This is a genomic window from Corynebacterium pseudokroppenstedtii, assembly GCF_019754945.1.
Lineage (GTDB): Bacteria > Actinomycetota > Actinomycetes > Mycobacteriales > Mycobacteriaceae > Corynebacterium > Corynebacterium pseudokroppenstedtii.
Genome location: NZ_JAEUWU010000005.1, coordinates 85,742 through 102,823, shown reverse-complemented (window position 1 = coordinate 102,823; position 17,082 = coordinate 85,742). Strand labels below are relative to the sequence as shown.

General features: G+C 59.7%; 14 protein-coding genes. 6 read left to right on the top strand and 8 right to left on the bottom strand.

Going from position 1 to position 17,082, the window contains the following annotated elements; all coding sequences use genetic code 11:
• Window position 1 precedes the first annotated feature (1 nt).
• Window positions 2–781: an ABC transporter permease gene (locus tag JMN36_RS09350; RefSeq protein WP_221924312.1), complete on the bottom strand. Its 780-nt coding sequence runs from the start codon at window positions 779–781 to the stop codon at window positions 2–4.
• The gene (locus JMN36_RS09345; RefSeq protein WP_221924311.1) at window positions 781–1,716 is read right to left on the bottom strand and encodes an ABC transporter ATP-binding protein; all 936 of its coding nucleotides are present in this window, start codon (window positions 1,714–1,716) and stop codon (window positions 781–783) included. Before JMN36_RS09345 ends, JMN36_RS09350 begins: the two co-directional genes overlap by 1 nt.
• A 231-nt stretch (window positions 1,717–1,947) precedes the next feature.
• Here JMN36_RS09345 and JMN36_RS09340 point away from each other — a divergent pair, with 231 nt between their 5' ends.
• From JMN36_RS09340 to JMN36_RS09320, 5 genes are all read left to right on the top strand, one after another.
• Complete coding sequence (locus tag JMN36_RS09340) at window positions 1,948–3,420, top strand: Ycf66 family protein (RefSeq protein ID WP_221924310.1); 1,473 nt, start codon at window positions 1,948–1,950, stop codon at window positions 3,418–3,420.
• Window positions 3,417–4,529, top strand: coding sequence for a glutamate ABC transporter substrate-binding protein (locus JMN36_RS09335; protein ID WP_221924309.1), 1,113 nt, complete (start codon window positions 3,417–3,419; stop codon window positions 4,527–4,529). Before JMN36_RS09340 ends, JMN36_RS09335 begins: the two co-directional genes overlap by 4 nt.
• Window positions 4,526–7,045: a serine/threonine protein kinase gene (locus JMN36_RS09330; protein WP_221924308.1), complete on the top strand. Its 2,520-nt coding sequence runs from the start codon at window positions 4,526–4,528 to the stop codon at window positions 7,043–7,045. Before JMN36_RS09335 ends, JMN36_RS09330 begins: the two co-directional genes overlap by 4 nt.
• A 149-nt stretch (window positions 7,046–7,194) precedes the next feature.
• Window positions 7,195–8,013 (top strand): L,D-transpeptidase, encoded by an 819-nt coding sequence (locus JMN36_RS09325; RefSeq protein WP_221924307.1) that lies wholly within the window; start codon window positions 7,195–7,197, stop codon window positions 8,011–8,013.
• Window positions 8,014–8,209: 196 nt separating this feature from the next.
• A complete protein-coding gene (locus JMN36_RS09320; protein ID WP_221924306.1) occupies window positions 8,210–8,425 on the top strand; it encodes a hypothetical protein in 216 nt (71 codons plus the stop codon).
• Between the two features lie 100 nt (window positions 8,426–8,525).
• Here JMN36_RS09320 and JMN36_RS09315 read toward each other — a convergent pair whose 3' ends face one another.
• The 3 genes from JMN36_RS09315 to JMN36_RS09305 form a co-directional block, all read right to left on the bottom strand.
• Entirely contained in the window at window positions 8,526–9,809 is a 1,284-nt protein-coding gene (locus JMN36_RS09315) for an acetate kinase (protein WP_236881881.1), read from the bottom strand.
• A 21-nt stretch (window positions 9,810–9,830) separates the two neighbouring features.
• The gene (pta, locus tag JMN36_RS09310; RefSeq protein ID WP_221924305.1) at window positions 9,831–11,366 is read right to left on the bottom strand and encodes a phosphate acetyltransferase; all 1,536 of its coding nucleotides are present in this window, start codon (window positions 11,364–11,366) and stop codon (window positions 9,831–9,833) included.
• 299 nt (window positions 11,367–11,665) lie between these two features.
• The gene (locus JMN36_RS09305; protein ID WP_221924304.1) at window positions 11,666–11,815 is read right to left on the bottom strand and encodes a hypothetical protein; all 150 of its coding nucleotides are present in this window, start codon (window positions 11,813–11,815) and stop codon (window positions 11,666–11,668) included.
• A gap of 48 nt (window positions 11,816–11,863) precedes the next feature.
• On the opposite strand from JMN36_RS09305, the gene JMN36_RS09300 reads away from it, so the two are divergent.
• Complete coding sequence (locus tag JMN36_RS09300; RefSeq protein ID WP_221924303.1) at window positions 11,864–13,234, top strand: FAD-dependent oxidoreductase; 1,371 nt, start codon at window positions 11,864–11,866, stop codon at window positions 13,232–13,234.
• Window positions 13,235–13,590: 356 nt separating this feature from the next.
• On the opposite strand, the gene JMN36_RS09295 is transcribed toward JMN36_RS09300, so the two are convergent.
• The 3 genes from JMN36_RS09295 to cysD form a co-directional block, all read right to left on the bottom strand.
• The gene (locus JMN36_RS09295) at window positions 13,591–14,598 is read right to left on the bottom strand and encodes a sirohydrochlorin chelatase (RefSeq protein ID WP_221924302.1); all 1,008 of its coding nucleotides are present in this window, start codon (window positions 14,596–14,598) and stop codon (window positions 13,591–13,593) included.
• A gap of 80 nt (window positions 14,599–14,678) precedes the next feature.
• Window positions 14,679–16,094, bottom strand: a complete 1,416-nt coding sequence (locus tag JMN36_RS09290; RefSeq protein ID WP_221924301.1) for a sulfate adenylyltransferase subunit 1 — start codon at window positions 16,092–16,094, stop codon at window positions 14,679–14,681.
• Window positions 16,094–17,020 carry a sulfate adenylyltransferase subunit CysD gene (gene cysD, locus JMN36_RS09285; protein WP_221924300.1) on the bottom strand — a complete coding sequence of 309 codons (927 nt, stop codon included), beginning with the start codon at window positions 17,018–17,020 and terminating at the stop codon, window positions 16,094–16,096. The genes JMN36_RS09290 and cysD overlap by 1 nt, the downstream gene beginning before the upstream one ends.
• Window positions 17,021–17,082 lie beyond the last annotated feature (62 nt).

Sequence of the window (17,082 nt, the reverse complement as noted above, 5' to 3'; positions counted from 1 at the left end):
GCTACGCGTCCCGCTTCACGAACACGGCCACTCCAATAGCGAAGAGCACAAGTGCCCACACGGCGAAGTAAATGACGCCGCCCGTCGTCCCCCACGGCGCGCCATCGAGTTTCCCATCACCCACCCACGCATTGAGGTTAGCGAAAGGCCGGTAGCCCTTAATGTGAGTCCCCACCTTCGGGATCAGGGTGATCAAGTCCTCGAGGACGAGCTTCCACAGCAGCATGATGGCAATAGCCCCCGCAGTCTGTCGGACAATGAACGCCACACCAACAGCCATCACGACAACCAGCAGCGCTTCCACTGCCGTCGACACATATACCCGGGCCGACGAACCCGAGAACATTTTCATCGCGGAGCCATAGTCGCCCGCCAACCACTTAAAGACCAGCACGCTGGTGATCGTCGAAAAGAAGGACAACACCACTGCGACCAGGCCGTAAACGATCGTTTTCGATACCACAATGATCGGCCGCTTCGGGGTCATCATGATCGTCTCATTGATGGTCTTGAAACGGTACTCCGTGGTCACCAGAAGAGTCGCCATGATGATGATCACCATGACACCGAATAGCTCGAACCCCTGAACAGCGGTGACAGCACTTATTGCCGGCACGTCCGTCATGTCTTCCGGATCCATCGAATCCAGGGCGCTTTTCGAACCCCACCCCATCAGAGCGGCGAACGCCCAACTCAGGACGACAATTAAGATCGACGTCCACGCAAACGATTTTGTCGACGCTAGCTTCGTCCACTCAGCACGAATCGAGTTAACCATCATCAGTTCTGTCCTCCCTGAGCTGCCGCGCCCTGATATTCGACGTCATCACCTGTGAGTTGCAAGAATGCGTCTTCCAAAGATCCGTGGTGTTCTTCTAGCTGAAGGACGGGGATTCCGTAGGAGTAAGCCACCTTGCCGACGTCGTCAGTGGAGACCCCAGTGACGACGAAGACCTCACGGCCGACGTTATCGCGGTCCATCGTGAAGGTGATGTTCTCCTGCTTGAGGGCCTGCGCCATGTGGTCGTGATCGCCCACACGCAAGCGCGTCGAGCTGCCACCCCGTGACGACGTGAACTCCTCCACCGTCGTATCGGCGACGAGTTTGCCCCGACCGATGACAACCAAGTTATCCGCCGTCAGCGCCATCTCAGAGAGCATGTGAGAGCTCACAAACACTGTGCGTCCCTCGGCGGCGAGGTTCTTGAGGAAGGTGCGCACCCAACGGATACCCTCCGGGTCCAAACCGTTGACCGGCTCGTCCAGGATCAACGTCTCGGGATCGCCTAAAAGCGCTCCGGCCAGCCCCAGACGCTGGCTCATACCCAGGGAGAATCCCCCCGCCTTTTTGGACGCCACATCGGTTAGTCCGACCAAGCGAAGAACTTCGTCGACACGATCAGTAGAAATGCCACTGGCTTGTGCCATCCACTTCAAATGAGTGCGGGCGGACCGGTTCGGATGGACCCATTTGGTCTCTAACAGCGCCCCCACTTCCTTGGCAGGCGCCGGAAAGGACTGATAATTCTTCCCGTTCACCGTTGCGGTGCCCTTTGTTGGGCGATCCAGCCCGGTTATCATCCGCATCGTGGTCGATTTACCAGCCCCATTTGGGCCAAGAAAACCAGTAACAACACCTGGCTTCACCGTGAAATCGAGCGAATCTACCGCTACCTTGTCCTCATACCTCTTTGTGAGGCCATGTATTTCGATCATAGAAACCAGTTTGGCATATTTTCAGCGGCGAAGACAGACTTCAATCACACTCACGCCCATGTAACGCTTAGACTAGAGAGACAGATGTGACAATTGTGCTACCGGCGCGTGACCGGCCTCCCCACTAACCACAACGATCGCGCGCACCGTAACAACACAGACGCACCGCAGCGACAATACCGAGCACAGCACCATAGAAACTGGCGACGGCGCAACACGTAGGGGGCCCGCATGGCACGAGAACGAGGAACAGGGCGCAACCGCGTTACCTCACACTCCTCCGTTGCCAGCCATATTCGGCTCAGCGCTATGGATGATTCCCTCGAGCCAGACGATGCCGATGCACGGCCAAGCCGCTGGCACATCCTTCACGAAGCCGTCACCCCTGCATTGAAAATCCCAGGCCGGATGTGGGCCTATGTACGCACATCCCCTGGCCGGCTAGCGATAATGACAACCGTCCTGGTCATAGCCATTATTGCCGCCGGTGGCGCACTGACATACACCTCATCAAACCGACAAGACCGGCTAAACAACTTGGTCAAGAACACCGAGCCACTCTCTAATGCTGCGCAACGGCTGTACGGATCACTCTCCGTGGCAGACTCCACCGCCACTATCGGATTCCTTGAGGGCGGCGTCGGATCTCAATCGGAGGACGAACGCTACACCACCGCCATCCAAACTGCGTCGACCGCACTCGTCGAGGCAGGTGCCGGCGCGAACTCCGATGACCACGAAGTCCTCCAACTCCTCGCAGTGGTCAACCAGCGGCTCCCTATCTACACGGGGCTCATCGCTCAGGCCCGCACAAACAATCGGGAAGGCAACCCCATTGGCGCGTCCTACCTCACCGAAGCCAGCGCCATCATGCAGAATTCCATCATTCCCGCAGCGTCGCGCTTGTACACCATCACCTCCGACCGCGTCCGCCACCAAGCCAAATCACTGACGCGACCGATGTGGTTCCCCGCGTCTGGACTCCTAGCTGCGATCATCCTCCTGGTTATCGGACAATTGTGGCTCGCTGCACTCACCAACCGACGCCTCAACGGCGGTCTGCTCTTCGCCACCGCCGCCATGACTATCGCGCTGTTCTGGCTGGCGATATCGTCGATCGTCATCGTCGCGGTGGGTAATGCAGATTTTAACCGGGCCTCCGATCCCCTCCATGAGCTGACCGCATCCCGCATCAGTGCACAAAAAGCACGAACCGACGAAGCTCTCATGCTGGTACGACGGAGCGCGGATCAATCGTCGGCGGATTTCTCCACCACGGTGAGCGACGTCCAAAAGACACTGACACAACTGAAAGATAACGGCACGCTCGACGACGTGGACGACAACGAGAACTCGTCAACAACGAAACCAGCAGATGCCCTCGACGACGCAATTGTCGCCGCAAATTCGTGGAAAGTGTCGCATCAGGAACTTGCGAACCGTATCAGCCGTGGGGACTACACCGGGGCCGTCAACATCGCCGTCGGTCACGATGAATCCACCTTGAACTCGGAGCGACAATTCATTCAGCTCGACCAGTCGTTGCGGACACTCATCCAAGACACCCGCAGCAACCTGCGGACCTACCTGGAAAACAGCCAGGACACCTCGCAAAATATTACCCGCGCGGTGCTCATCTTGTCCGTCCTTTCTGTCGTTGGTGTCCTTATTGGCGTTCGCCCCCGAATGCAGGAGTACACATGATCCGCCTGCCACGCACCCCACTCCACGTCCGACACCAAGCGCACACCCTAGCCCGCCCCCGACTCCCACTCCACGCACGACGCACCCACCGTCCCTGGATCGCGGCCGCCGTCATTCCCCTCGCGATCCTCCCGCTCGCGGCGTGTTCCGGAATCAGGGATTCGCAGCGCGGGCACAACGGCATCGATATCTCCGTCGCACCGTTCACACCTATTCCCGATGGTGCAACATATGCTGATCCGCCGGACGAATCGTCGGCAAGCCAAACCCCCCCACCAGATACCACAACCGATGCTGACACGTACGCGACTCTCGCTCCCGACAACGCCACCCCCGAGGAGCGCATACCGGATATCGTCCGACGCGGACGCATCATCGTCGGGGTGTCGTCGTCACTCAATTTCCTCGGCTTTCAGGACCCCAGTAGCGGCAATCTGGAGGGCTTCGACGTCTCCCTCGCCCGTGAAATCGCACGCGATATTTTCGGTGATCCCGAGCGAATCGACTTCCGCTTTCTTTCCTCCGCCGAACGCGTTGATGCACTTCAACACGGTAATGTTGACATCGTCGTCCGCACTATGACCATTGATCGCGAACGCCGGTCTAAAGTGGCCTTCTCCGCGCCATATCTGCACGCCCAAGCGCGGATTTTGGCGTCGACAAGCTCACCTATTCAATCCGCCGATGATCTTCGGGATGCCACCGTCTGTGTGACCAAAGACTCCACCTTCCAGCACAATGCACAAGCCATTGCACCGCACTCGCGGTTCCTCATTACGAATGACTGGTCCGACTGTCTGGTGGCTATGCAGCAGCACCAAGTTCAAGCCATCATTTCCGACGATTCCATCCTCTCCGGGCTAGCGGCGCAAGACTCCAACACACACCTGGTTGGTCAGCCGCACGGGTCCAGCGACTATGCCGTGGGAATCGCGAAATCCACGCCGGGGAAGAACACCGATGGGCTAGTCCGGCAGGTCAATTCGACCCTGATGCGCATCCGATCCGACGGGACATGGCAACGTCTCTATGACAAGTGGCTAGGCAATTATCTAGGGAATTCCGGCGTTCCCCCCGAACCCACCTACGTCCAGGAGGAACCACAATGAGCGATTCCGAACCGACCCCCCGCGACGGACGGCACGATTCCGAGGACAGAGTGGACTCCGACGCGAGGCAGGATTCAGACAACAATGCCCGGGACGCCGACAATGGCCATCCCAATGACAATGGCCATCCCACCGAAGCTGCCACGGTCATGGGAACACGGGCTGTCCCCTTTGACCCGTTCGCTGACGATGACGACGACGAAATTGATATCGACATCAACGACATTGGTTCCCTCTTACGGTCCGACAATCCTGCGAATACACCGTCGTCGGATGATGAAGTAACGGGCACAAGCCCCGGCAGTGCCAAAACCGTGGCCCGCCCACGTGGGGCCGATGGTGCCAGCCATGACCCCAGCCAGGCCTCCCGGGAGCGTGCCCTCTCCACGTTCCGGGAGCGCAGGGCGGCTTCCCGGCGCGGAAAAGTGGTTGCCGATGGCATGGTGTCGTTGCCGTTCATCGTGCCCACGGATCCGCGGGAATCCGTTATGGATTCCGACACGATTAAGGAAACGGATGCCAAGGCGCCGTCGCTCCACAAGGGGGACATGGTGGCGGGCCAGTATGAGGTGGTGGGGGCGCTGGCCAATGGTGGCGTCGGGTGGATTTATCTGGCCATTGACCACAATGTTTCGGACCGGTGGGTTGTCCTCAAGGGGATGAAGGCGACGGCCAATGAGCAGGATCGTGCGGTGGCGGGTGCCGAGCGCGCGTTCCTGGCGGACATTACGCACACGGGCATTGTCAAGATTTACAACTTCGTCGATGATGATCGCTCCCCCGGCGGGTTCATTGTGATGGAGTACGTCGGTGGGCCGTCGTTACGCTCGCAGCGGAAGAAGCAGCGGGACAGCCTTTTCGCGGTCGATGTCGCCATTGGTTACATGCTTGAGGTTCTGGAGGCGCTGGATTATCTGCACTCGCGCGGCGTCGTTTATAACGATCTCAAGCCGGACAACATCATCATTACGGAGGAGCAGGTCAAGCTCATCGATTTGGGTGCGGTCACGGGGATCGGCGCGTTCGGGCACATTTACGGGACGCCGGGTTTCCAGGCTCCCGAGATCACGGAGACCGGGCCGACGGTGCGCAGTGATATTTATACGGTTGGCCGTACGTTAGCGTCACTTATTGTTCATTTGCCGACGATTGACGGGCGGTATAAGGACGGTTTGCCTACTCCGACTAACGAGCCGGTGTTTCGTCGCTACCTGTCGCTGTATCGTTTGCTGCTGCGGGCGACTGATCCGGATCCGGAGAAGCGGTTTGCGTCGGCGTCGTCGATGGCGAATCAGTTGACTGGTGTGCTGCGTGAAATTCGTGCGGTGCGTGACCAGGTGCATTTCCCGCATTTGCATTCGCAGTTCGCTCCTCAAAGGACAACGTATGGAACGAAGCACTTGGTGTTCCGTACTGATCAATTAGTGGATGGCATTGAACGGTCCATTGAGATTACGGCTCCGGAGGTGGTGGCCGCACTGCCAATTCCTATGGTGGACGCCACGGATCCGGGTGCTTATATTCTCTCGACGATCAGTTATGCCGAGCCCTCTGAGGCTATTGATTCGTTGTACGCGAAGATGAAAATGCCTGAGTATGCGGAGAGTGTGGAAATTCCGCTTTCCATTGTGAGGGCAATGCTTGATCTCGGGCTTGTTGACGAAGCTCATAATTATCTATCGACATTCGAATCGTCTTTTACCCGGGATTGGCGATACGAATGGTATTCCGGAATCACCGCTTTGCTGCTCAATGATTACGAACAGGCGCAACGGCATTTTGAGAAAGTCATCTTCATTCTTCCCGGGGAGCCCGCGGCCAAGCTCGCTATCGCGGCGACATCGGAATTGTGGCTCCAGGCCAAGGGGTTGGCCATGACCTCGGTGCTGGACAGGCAGACCGCCGTGGCCGCGGCCACTCTGGGGCACGCGTCCGCCTTACCGTCGGATAGTGCTCTTGAAGCCATGGGCGATCGATGGGATCCTGTCGGCGACAACCCTGTTGCCCTGCGCTTTCACGCCACGCGGCTGTACGGCTTGGTGTGGGCGACCAACCCCACCACGGTGTCGTCGGCGTTCGGTTTGTCCCGCCAGTTCATTGCGGAGGGTGATGTTGCCCGCGCTGTTGAGGCGTTGGACCAGGTTCCGCAGGCGTCCCGGCACCACCGATTGGCCCGCTTGACGACGGTTCTCCACCTCATTTCTGGTCCGCCGAAGGACCTGACTGAGGAGCGAATTATCGACGCTGCACAGCGCCTGGATGAGATCCCGACGAATGAGCCGCGGATGGCGCAAGTACGTGTGGCCGTCATGTCCGCCGGGCTCAATTGGCTGCGGGAGACGAATCGGACTCACGCTACTGTGCCGACGTTGTTCGGCCAGCCCTTTGAGGTGCGCGGTTTGAGGCTCGGTGTGGAGGCGGATTTGCGTCGAATGGCGCGAAGTGTGCAATACCCGAGCCACAGGTATCACCTGGTCGATATGGCGAATGCGATTCGGCCACGTACGTGGTGGTAAGGCGTGGGCTGTGCGTCACATTTTGTGTTTCCCGGGAACCGATCGACGTCGACAATGGGTGGTTTTTCAGGTGTAATTTTGGTAGAGAGTACGCTAGAAAATGCGTTTCAAGTAGGAAAACCCTGTCAAACAGTTTAAAGTAAGGCACTATGTCTAAAGCTCATCGCCGAATTTCCACCCGTATCGGCGTCTCCGCAGCCGCGTCGCTTACCGCCATCGCAGCTCTCGCGGGCGGCGCCACAGTTGCTAACCCTGCTCCCGCTCGTGCGGACGACTTGCCGGCTATCTCGTCGACGAACCCGCAGGATTTCCTCAACCAGGCGCGGGATCAGTTCAATGAGTTCGCCCGCACTGCGTCGGACCGCGGCAGGACCATCGCCCTGGATTGGCGCAACAGCGTCTACCAGAACACTGAGCAGCTAGACCCGAACGCTGCTAACTGGATCCGCACGACCGTCGACGGCTGGATCAACGCCATGTGGCCGAACGCAATCGCAGATCAGGAAGCTCAGCAGGCTGCTGCACGCGATGCCGCTGCCCGCGCTGCTGAGGAGCAGGCACGCCAGGCCGCTGAAGCAGAAGCTGCTCAGCGTGCTGCTGAACAAAATGCAGTGACTGCACCCTGTGAGGATGGCGCAGAGGCTTGCGTTAACCTGGGCGCTCGTCGTTCCTGGTTAACCGATGGCCACAAGAACATCACCTACGGTCCTGTTCCGATCACTTCCGGTGCTCCGGGTCAGGAAACCACCCCTGGCTGGCACAAGGTTCTTCGTAAGGTGAAGGACGAGGTGAGCCACGAGTTCAACAATGCTCCGATGCCTTATTCCGTGTACTTCACGAACTCCGGCATGGCCTTCCACGAGGGATCCCTGAACCGCGAGTCTGCAGGCTGCATCCACCTTTCCCACCAGGATGCTGAGCACTACTTCAACACCCTGCAGGTTGGCGACGACGTCTACATCTTCTAAACAGCGTCGTTGTTAGTGCCTTGGTGTTAGTGCTTTGGTGTCGGCTTGTGCATCGACGATGAGCGCAGCCGACCTAGTCACCCCTGAAGTGTTCCATTGGACACCCGGTCGGTTGGTGTAGCACCATGTAGTCCCCGTTACGGCGGGGACTTTTTGATAACCCCAGACGACGATAACTGGACGGTGAGATGTGACCATGCGGTATAACGACAAAGTCTTCGCAGCCGTAATGTTCTTCGCTGGTGCTCTGTTACTGATCGTTCGCGCACTGGGTTACATCGACGAGTCGTGGACTAACCGCCTTTTCGCGGCGCTCATCATCGCAGCGTCCGTTTTCCAATTTATCCGCTGGACGCTTAATCGACGGACTGCTCGGCCCGACACGACAGCGGAGACGCCACCACAGGCGTAGAAGGAGTTCTCAGGCGCAGGAGTGCGATAGAGCAGATTGTCCCTCGCCCGCGCGCAGTGCCCCACCACACGCCGTTGCACGTTGCACCAGCCCGTCGTCGCTAGTGATGGGCGAAGCCCGCGGCATACCGCGCGATGGCTAATTCCTCATTCGTCGGAATAACAAATACTTTCACGCGAGAATCGTCGGAAGAAATGAGCCGCGCTTCCCGGGACGGCGAGTTGTTCCGCTCGTCATCGATGAGGATGCCGAAATTCTCCAGGTCAGCCATGGTATCACGGCGAATCCCGGCGTGGTTCTCACCAACTCCTGCCGTGAACGTGATGGCATCGAGGCGCCCGAGGATGAGCATGTACGCGCCCACGAAACGCCGGATGGAGTGCACATACATGTTGTAGGCGCTCCAGGCGTCCTGATCCTCGCGGTCAATCTTCTCCTGAAGGGCGCGGAAATCATTCACGCCGCTCATGCCTTTGAGGCCGGACCGTCGGTTGAGTAGGTCATCGATCTCGTCGATGGTCATGCCGTTGCGTGCGAGGTGAAAGACAATGCCGGGGTCGATGTCGCCGGAGCGGGTGCCCATCATGATGCCCGCCAGTGGTGTCATTCCCATTGAGGTGTCGACGGCGTGGCCGCCACGGATGGCTGCGACGGAGGCACCGTTCCCCAGGTGCAGCGTAATTTGATTCACCTGGTGGGGTGCCTTGCCCAGAAGATCGGGCACGTGTTGGGAGACATACTCGTGGCTCGTGCCGTGGAACCCGTATCGCCGGATGGCGTAATTCATGGCCGTTTCGGCATCGATGGGGTACAGAGCGGCAGCGGGCGGGAGCGAGTGGAAAAAGGCGGTATCGAAGATCGCGACATGGGGGATGTCGGGCAGGATTTTCCGCGCAACCGTGATGCCGTCCAGGTTGGCCGGGTTGTGCAGCGGGGCCAGCGGAATAAGGTCCCTAATCAGGCCGACGACCTCGTCGTCGATAAGGACGGGGCTGTTAAACAGGCGCCCGCCGTGGACAACACGGTGCCCGCACGCCACCAGGTTCAGCGTAGAGAGCCCGACACCGAGTGAGTCCAGGAAGTTCAGCGCTTCATCAAGTCCCTCTGTGTGGTTGAGAATGGGCAGCTCGCGGGTGTGCTTCTCCCCCGCGTATTTGATGGTGATGTGCCCAGTTTCCTCCCCGATCTGCTCTACGAGCCCGGAGACGAAGGGGTCATCGGTGGCGTGATTAGCCGGGTTGACCAGCTGAAATTTGATCGACGACGAACCCGAGTTGAGCACCAGGACGAGTTCGTCATTCTCGTGTCCAGAAGTTTCGGGGGCATTCGGCGCGGCGGCCGCGGAGGTGTCTGCCGGGGTCGGTGTGTCGCTTGTCTTCATCATGTCGCTTCTCTCTGTGGCGGGTCAGGACTGTGCGGAATCGCGGGTGCTGGTCTGTGCGGCCACTTGCACTGCTGTGACGGCCACAGTGTTGATGATGTCTGGCACGGTGGCCCCGCGGGAGAGATCATTGACTGGCTTGTTCAGGCCCTGGAGTACCGGCCCCACAGCCAGCGCGTTCGCGGTGCGCTGAACCGCCTTGTACGCGATGTTCCCTGCGTCGAGAGTGGGGAAGACGAAGACCGTGGCCTGCCCAGCGACGTCGGAGTCGGGCATTTTCTTCTTGCCGACGGATGGCTCGACGGCGGCATCGAACTGGATCGGCCCGTCGATGGCGATGGAGCTGCCGTTCCGCGACGTGTCGGTGGCTTTGGCCTGCGCTAGTTCTACCGCGCGAGTGACTTTGTCGACGTCATCGCCTGCTCCGGAGGATCCCGTCGAGTAGGACAAGAGGGCAACGCGGGAGTCGATCCCGAAGCTGGCGGCGGTGTCGGCGGAAGTGACGGCTATTTCTGCCAACTGTTCGGAGGTGGGGTTGGGGTTGACGGCGCAATCCCCGAACGCCCAGAGTTTCCCGCGCATGACCATGAGGAAGATGGAGGAGACGACGGAGGAACCCGGCGCGGTTCTGATGATCTGTAGCGCTGGCCTGATGGTGTGGGCGGTGGTGTGCGCGGCGCCGGATACCATGCCGTCGGCTTGGCCGTCGTAGATCATCATGGTGGCGTAGTAGGAGATGTCCTTCATTGTCTCCCGGGCGTCGTCGAGGGTGATGCCCTTCTTTTTCCGCAGTTCAGCGAAGGTGGCGGCGAATTTTTCGGCCTGTTCGACGGATTCGTCGTCGGTGCCTTGGGGGTCGGCGATGGTGGCGTCGCTGAGGTTGAGTCCCAGTTCGGTGGACCGTGCCGCGATGTCGTCGGGGTTGCCGAGGATGGTGAGGTCGCAGACGTGGTGCTCTAACAACCAGTCGGCGGCGCGGAGGATACGGTCGTCGTCGCCCTCGGGGAGGACAATGCGCGCCCCGGAGGCGCGTGCCTGGTCAATGAGGTTGTGTTGGAATACTTCCGGGCCGATGACGGGTTCGAGGTGGCCACTCTCCCCTACTGCCGACGACACCGCGTAGTCGAGTGCGGCCTCGTCGGACGCTGCAATGACGGGGATGCTGGACGGGACGCCGTCGATAGGGTTCCCGTCCTGGGTAACGATGGCCGCGACCGTGGCCCCCTCGCCCTCGGCTGTGGAGATGCTGAGTGAGACGCGAAGCGGGTCGGGGGCGGCGCCGGCAATGAAGAGGAGGACGACGGGGACGCCGATGCTGGCCGCGATGCGCGAATCAACGGTGATGTCCCCGGTGGCAACGAGTGCGCCCTGCTGTTCGTCGGAGGCCTTCTGTTCGGAGGCCTTCTCCACTGCCTCGGCAACAAGCGCTGAAGGGTCAGTGGGTGATCCCGGCTCTCCGGAAATAATTCGGGTGACATTTCCCTGAAGGGATGCTGGTAGGGCGTCGCCTGCCGACGTTCCGAAAGCTCCTCCGACGTCGATGTATAGGGCACACGGCATGTGATTAAACCTCCACAATTACTCAGCGTTACGTGATGATGACGCAGTCTGGTTACTCGGCTTACTCGCTGTTCCGGCGCACGTGTGCTGAACCACCGATGATTCACCTTTGTGGGGTTTGGCACATATGCGGATATGCCCTTCATTATTCCGTTTGTGTGTGCCTTTCGCGACTATTTGCCACTTTCGCGGGGATTGACGCGCCATGAATTTGCAGTAACGTACCAACGGGCAGCAGGTGGGGCACCCGACCGCACAACGAAAGTAGACAGAGTGGTATAGTTTCGGATTCGTGGAGTTCAGTCGCCGTCGATTGCGTCGGTTACCCGCGGGAAATCGTCGTCGGTAATCGTGTTCGTCGAGCGGCGGATCACGATTCCGCGAATTAGATAAACGCAACGTTGATGCTCCCCGGCTCGTCGTCGGAAAGAATCCGGATACAAGCGCATCGCATTACGAATCTCAATTACACCGCAATAAAAGGAGAACCTCAGTCCATGGATCGACCTCTACGTGTGGCCGTCATTGGCTCCGGACCAGCTGGTATTTACGCTTCAGATGCTCTCATGAAGAAATACGACGGCGACGTCGCCATTGATCTTTTTGAAAAAATGCCAGCCCCCTTTGGCCTTATCCGTTATGGCGTTGCGCCCGACCACCCGCGCATCAAGGGAATTATTAAGTCTCTCCACAAGGTGATGAACAAACCTGAGCTCCGGTTGATCGGGAATGTGGAGTACGGCAAGGACATCACCCTGTCCGAGCTCCAGTCTCTTTACGACGCCGTGATCTTCGCGACGGGGGCCACCGGGGATCGCGCGCTCAACGTTCCTGGTGAGGGTGCCGACGGTTCCTGGGGCGCCGGAGAATTCGTCGGTTTTTATGACGGCAACCCCCTTTTCCAGCGCGATTGGGATTTACACGCCGAGAAAGTCGGAGTTGTTGGCGTCGGTAACGTCGCGGTCGATATCGCGCGCGTGTTAGCCAAAACGGCCGACGAACTGCACGTTACTGAAATTCCCGACAATGTGTACGAGGCACTGAAGAAGAATAAGGCGACGGAAGTCCACATGTTTGGGCGTCGTGGGCCTGCGCAGGCGAAATTCACACCGATGGAGCTCAAGGAACTGGATAAGTCCCCCACTATCCAGGTGATTGTGGACCCCGAGGATATTCAATACGACGAGGCCTCTGAAGCGACTCGTCGGAGTTCCAAGATCCAGGACATGGTCTGCAGCATTCTGGAGCAGTACGCGATCCGTGAGATCGAGGACCGCCCCCACAAGTTGTATATCCATTTCTTCGAGTCGCCGGTTGAGATTTTGACGAAGGACGGCAAGGTCACCGGGTTGCGCACGGAGCGCACCGAGCTTGACGGCAACGGTGGAATCCGCGGTACCGGGAAATACAAGGACTGGGAGTTGGGGGCTGTCTATCACGCCGTCGGGTACCGGTCTGATCCCGCCGAGGAAATCCCCTTCGACGACAAGCACCACGTGATTCCCAACATCGCTGGACGCATTGTGCGTGAGCCCGGATCGGAGGAAACCCTCGACGGGTTGTACACCACGGGCTGGGTTAAGCGCGGGCCGGTCGGCTTGATCGGAAACACGAAAGGCGACGCGAACGAAACCGTCGACTGCCTGCTGGAAGACCTTGAAAATGGCGTGCTGACCGAACCAGAGACGACGGATCCCGACGCCGTGCTGGGGTTGCTCCGCGATAAGGGTGTCGAGGTGACCTCCTGGGAGGGCTACCACGCGCTCGAAGCGTACGAGCATAAGCTCGGCGAAAAGGAAGACCGCGAGCGGAAGAAGGTTGTCGAGTGGGACGACATGGTCATTCATTCGCGCGTGAGCGAGGAGTGATGGTGAGCCCCCGGACCTCGTAGATGATGAGGCGCCGGGGGGCAAGTTGCGTTTCGGGGGTTTGGGAGTTCCGGTTTATACGCCAAAACGTGTCCGCGTGCCGGAAAACTGTGGGGGTATATAGGGGTCCGTTGTGAAAACTGCCGGGGAATATGGGCGAAAAATGGCCGAAAATGGACCATATACCCCCACACTTTTATTTTTGGGCGCATATTCGCCCGCAGTTTTGGGCTCTAGGTGTAGTTTCCCTGCAGTTTTCCGTCTACCGGCTCCTTCATCCGCGCGTCGGTGCTTCGCACCCCAGGATTCTGTCCGCACCGCCTTCTGTCGTATTACCCGGGGTTTCGGGGAATCTATTACGCTGAGCACGCCCGATCTGCGATCATGGGCGCTAAATCGACTCCAAGTGGGGATCCGCATCGGAACCTGACATCGGGAACGTCGGGTGCCTCATTTGAATAGCCAAGCGTCTGAGGAATACCACCTCGTCTGCAGGTGAGGCGCTCGCGCAAGGTTTGTGTTTCGACCGACTGGGGTTGACTCTGTCTGTGGGCTAGTTCCTTGGTTGCCATAGCCCACAACTTCCCAGGCGCCACGAACAAGGGCTGGATAACGACCAGAGGATCGACGGACGGCTCGCCCGATCCCGTGACGACCCGATCTTTCTTTCGTTTTCCCTGGTCTAGGTCACCGTGATTGGCCTCTCCGTGGTGGGCAACGATGTGGTCAATGGCTGCGACACCCTTCGGATGCTCACCCGTTGCTGCAACGGACGTTGCACCGATACTCGCAGCCAGACGGCTGACAGCGTCATTGGCCGCAGGATCAGAACTGCCCACAGAATAAAGAACGCGGATCACCGGCGCAGGTGTGTTCCCTGGACCAAGCGTGGTCTCGGACGCCCAAGCTGAGGAGCCATCGACCAGCGCAGAAGCCTCACCGTTAGTCTCACTACCAGCCGTGAGGCCACTCCCCGAGCTAAACGCCTCAGGGACCAATCGACTGAAACGCTGCTCCAACACTGCAGCAAGATCGTCGCCCGTTCCCAAACCACGCGCGATAGACATCGTCAGCCCGGAGGCGTCCTGCGCTTCCTTCACCTGCGCCGGAACGTCGACACGCGAGTGGAAAGCGTCGGTAAACAGAAGTGGCACGACAACAGCGCGATCGTATCCGAGTTCGGCCAATCGGGCGCTCACCTGCACGAGGTCGGGCTCGGCGTGGTCCAAAAACGCCACGTAAACCCCGAAGCGGCCGGCGATGCGGGATTCGCGGGCCACGGCGTCGGTAATGTCGCGAAGCACGTGCGTCACATGGTTATGCCGGCTGCCGTGGGCTAACAAAATCAATGCGGAGTGGTTCACTGTGCCTCCTTTCCTAACGATCGTGGCTGATAAGCGCCTCTACCAGCACGTTCATAACTCACATGACTTTCATGTCTCTCTCACGCCGTCGCGCGATTCGCTTGCTCAGCTTCCCGCGGAAGGACCAAGCCGGCGGCCACGGTATCGCCCGTCTGATCGTCGATAAGCAAGAAAGATCCGATCTTGCCGCCCGGTTGATAGGGCTCGAATGGGATGGCATCCCGCGTTTTGATGGTGACGCGGGCCAGTTCGTTGGATTCCAGCGTCGTCACGGGTTCGTCATTGAATTCGCTGGGGCGCGTGGGGAGCAATGTGCCGGAATCGACGTCGATAATGCCTTGGATATCTGACAATTGGGCTTTCGTGGTGTGCGCGCCGTAGCGCAGCAATAACCGACGACGGACGACGAGCGGGCGTTGGCTGGTGTGGACGATGGTGGCCTGGACGGTGTTGGCGGTGTGGGGGTGCGGTGTTCCGGCGATCAGCGCGCCGCGCGACAAGTCGATGTCCGTGTCCAGTTCGACACTCACGGAGCTGCCGGCGACTGCGCGGGCCGGCGCCTCGACCGGGTCGCCAGCAATACTGAGCGTTGTGATTCGGGCGGTGCGGCCGTCGGTGACCGTCACTTCGTCACCGACGCCGACGGAACCTGCCGCGATTCGGCCGGCGAAGCCTCGGTATTCGGAGTCGTGGTCGCGGATCACGTAGTCCACCGGCAGGCGAAGAGCCTGGTCAGCGGCGTCCTCGACTGTAGCGGCGTCGTCAATGTTTTCTAAGATTTCGACGATACTGGGGCCGGTGTACCACGGCGTTCGGGCGGACCTTTCGACCACATTGTCCCCCTTGAGCGAGGAGATCGGGACGACGCGGACGTCGTTGAGGTGCGCGCGATCCGCCAATGCCGCAACTTGGTCCTCGATGGTGCGAAAGGTGGCTTCGTCGTAATCCACCAGGTCGATTTTGTTGACAGCGACGACGACGTGCGGGACGCCGAGGAGGCCCGCGACCGTCGCATGTCGGTTAGTTTGGCGGACTACCCCGTTGCGCACGTCGATAAGCAAAATGACGACATCCGCGGTGGACATCCCGGTGACGGTGTTGCGTGTGTACTGCTCGTGGCCGGGGCAGTCCGCCAGGATGAATTTGCGCTGGTCAGTGGCGAAATAGCGGTAAGCGACGTCGATGGTGATGCCTTGCTCGCGCTCGGCACGGAGGCCATCGACCAGGAGCGAGAGGTCCGCCTCCGCCAGCCCCCGAGCCTCCGACGAGCGCTGAACTGCTTCGTACTGGTCGCTGAGGATCGATTTCGTGTCGTGAAGCAGGCGGCCGACGAATGTGGATTTGCCATCGTCGACGGAACCTGCGGTGCAGAGCCGGACGGTGGGGAGCTCGTTGTTGGTTGGGGTGGGGGCGGTGCGGATGTCGTCGGACGTGGTGGTCGTCGCGTGAGTGTCGTCGGCGGCGGTGTCGAGCGTGGCGGTTGTGCTGTGAGACATCAGAAGTACCCATCTTTCTTCCTGTCCTCCATGGAGGATTCGGACAATTTGTCATCTGCGCGGGTTGCGCCGCGTTCGGTCGTGGTTGAGCGGCGGATTTCGTCGATAATGTCGGCGTTGGTGCGGGCTTCCGACTCGACCGCTCCCGTACATGACATGTCACCGACGGTGCGGTAGCGGACGGTCTTCGTGACGATTTCTTCGCCATCGCGCGGACCGCCCCACTCGCCGGGTGAGAGCCACATCCCGTTGCGGTTGAACACTTTGCGCTGGTGGGCGTAGTAAATGGGGGCGAGTTCGAGGTGGCGCGCGTCGATGTAGTCCCAGACGTCGGCCTCCGTCCAGTTGGAGATGGGGAAAACGCGGACATTCTCGCCCGGCTGGACTCTTGCGTTGTAAATGCCCCACAGTTCGGGGCGCTGCCGGCGCGGGTCCCACCCGCCGAACGAATCACGGACGGAAAACACGCGTTCCTTCGCGCGAGCTTTTTCCTCGTCGCGACGTGCCCCGCCGAGAACGACGTCGTAACCCTGGTTTTCAATCGTCTCGACGAGAGGGACGGTCTGTAACGGGTTACGTGTGCCGTCGGGACGCTCATGGAGTTCGCCGCGGTCGATCCAATCTTGAACCTTAGCGACGCGAAGGGTGACGCCGGGGCGGGCGGCGATCGAGTCGCGGAACGCGAGGACTTCGGGAAAGTTGTGGCCGGTGTCGACGTGGAGGAGTTCGAAGGGGATCGACGCGGGGGCGAATGCGCGGCGGGCGAGTTCCAGGACGACGACGGAGTCTTTGCCGCCGGAGAACAAAATGGCGCCGCGGTCTGCCTGGCCGGCGGCTTGCCGGATGATGTCGATGCCTTCCGCTTCGAGTAACGCTAGGTGTGCAGGTAAAGAGGACGCGACGCGCGTCGGGGCGGCTGTTGTCATGAGGTTTTCCTAACTGTGGTGTGGGGGTGCGAGGTGGTGTGAGGTAGGTGGCGAGGGTGTCA

What these genes read in the sequence shown, in the direction of transcription:
- JMN36_RS09350 (WP_221924312.1), bottom strand. Translation starts at nt 781, where the DNA reads ATGATGGTTAACTCGATTCGTGCTGAGTGGACGAAGCTAGCGTCGACA.
- JMN36_RS09345 (WP_221924311.1), bottom strand. Translation starts at nt 1,716, where the DNA reads ATGATCGAAATACATGGCCTCACAAAGAGGTATGAGGACAAGGTAGCG.
- JMN36_RS09340 (WP_221924310.1), top strand. Translation starts at nt 1,948, where the DNA reads ATGGCACGAGAACGAGGAACAGGGCGCAACCGCGTTACCTCACACTCC.
- JMN36_RS09335 (WP_221924309.1), top strand. Translation starts at nt 3,417, where the DNA reads ATGATCCGCCTGCCACGCACCCCACTCCACGTCCGACACCAAGCGCAC.
- JMN36_RS09330 (WP_221924308.1), top strand. Translation starts at nt 4,526, where the DNA reads ATGAGCGATTCCGAACCGACCCCCCGCGACGGACGGCACGATTCCGAG.
- JMN36_RS09325 (WP_221924307.1), top strand. Translation starts at nt 7,195, where the DNA reads ATGTCTAAAGCTCATCGCCGAATTTCCACCCGTATCGGCGTCTCCGCA.
- JMN36_RS09320 (WP_221924306.1), top strand. Translation starts at nt 8,210, where the DNA reads ATGCGGTATAACGACAAAGTCTTCGCAGCCGTAATGTTCTTCGCTGGT.
- JMN36_RS09315 (WP_236881881.1), bottom strand. Translation starts at nt 9,809, where the DNA reads ATGATGAAGACAAGCGACACACCGACCCCGGCAGACACCTCCGCGGCC.
- pta (WP_221924305.1), bottom strand. Translation starts at nt 11,366, where the DNA reads ATGCCGTGTGCCCTATACATCGACGTCGGAGGAGCTTTCGGAACGTCG.
- JMN36_RS09305 (WP_221924304.1), bottom strand. Translation starts at nt 11,815, where the DNA reads ATGCGCTTGTATCCGGATTCTTTCCGACGACGAGCCGGGGAGCATCAA.
- JMN36_RS09300 (WP_221924303.1), top strand. Translation starts at nt 11,864, where the DNA reads ATGGATCGACCTCTACGTGTGGCCGTCATTGGCTCCGGACCAGCTGGT.
- JMN36_RS09290 (WP_221924301.1), bottom strand. Translation starts at nt 16,094, where the DNA reads ATGTCTCACAGCACAACCGCCACGCTCGACACCGCCGCCGACGACACT.
- cysD (WP_221924300.1), bottom strand. Translation starts at nt 17,020, where the DNA reads ATGACAACAGCCGCCCCGACGCGCGTCGCGTCCTCTTTACCTGCACAC.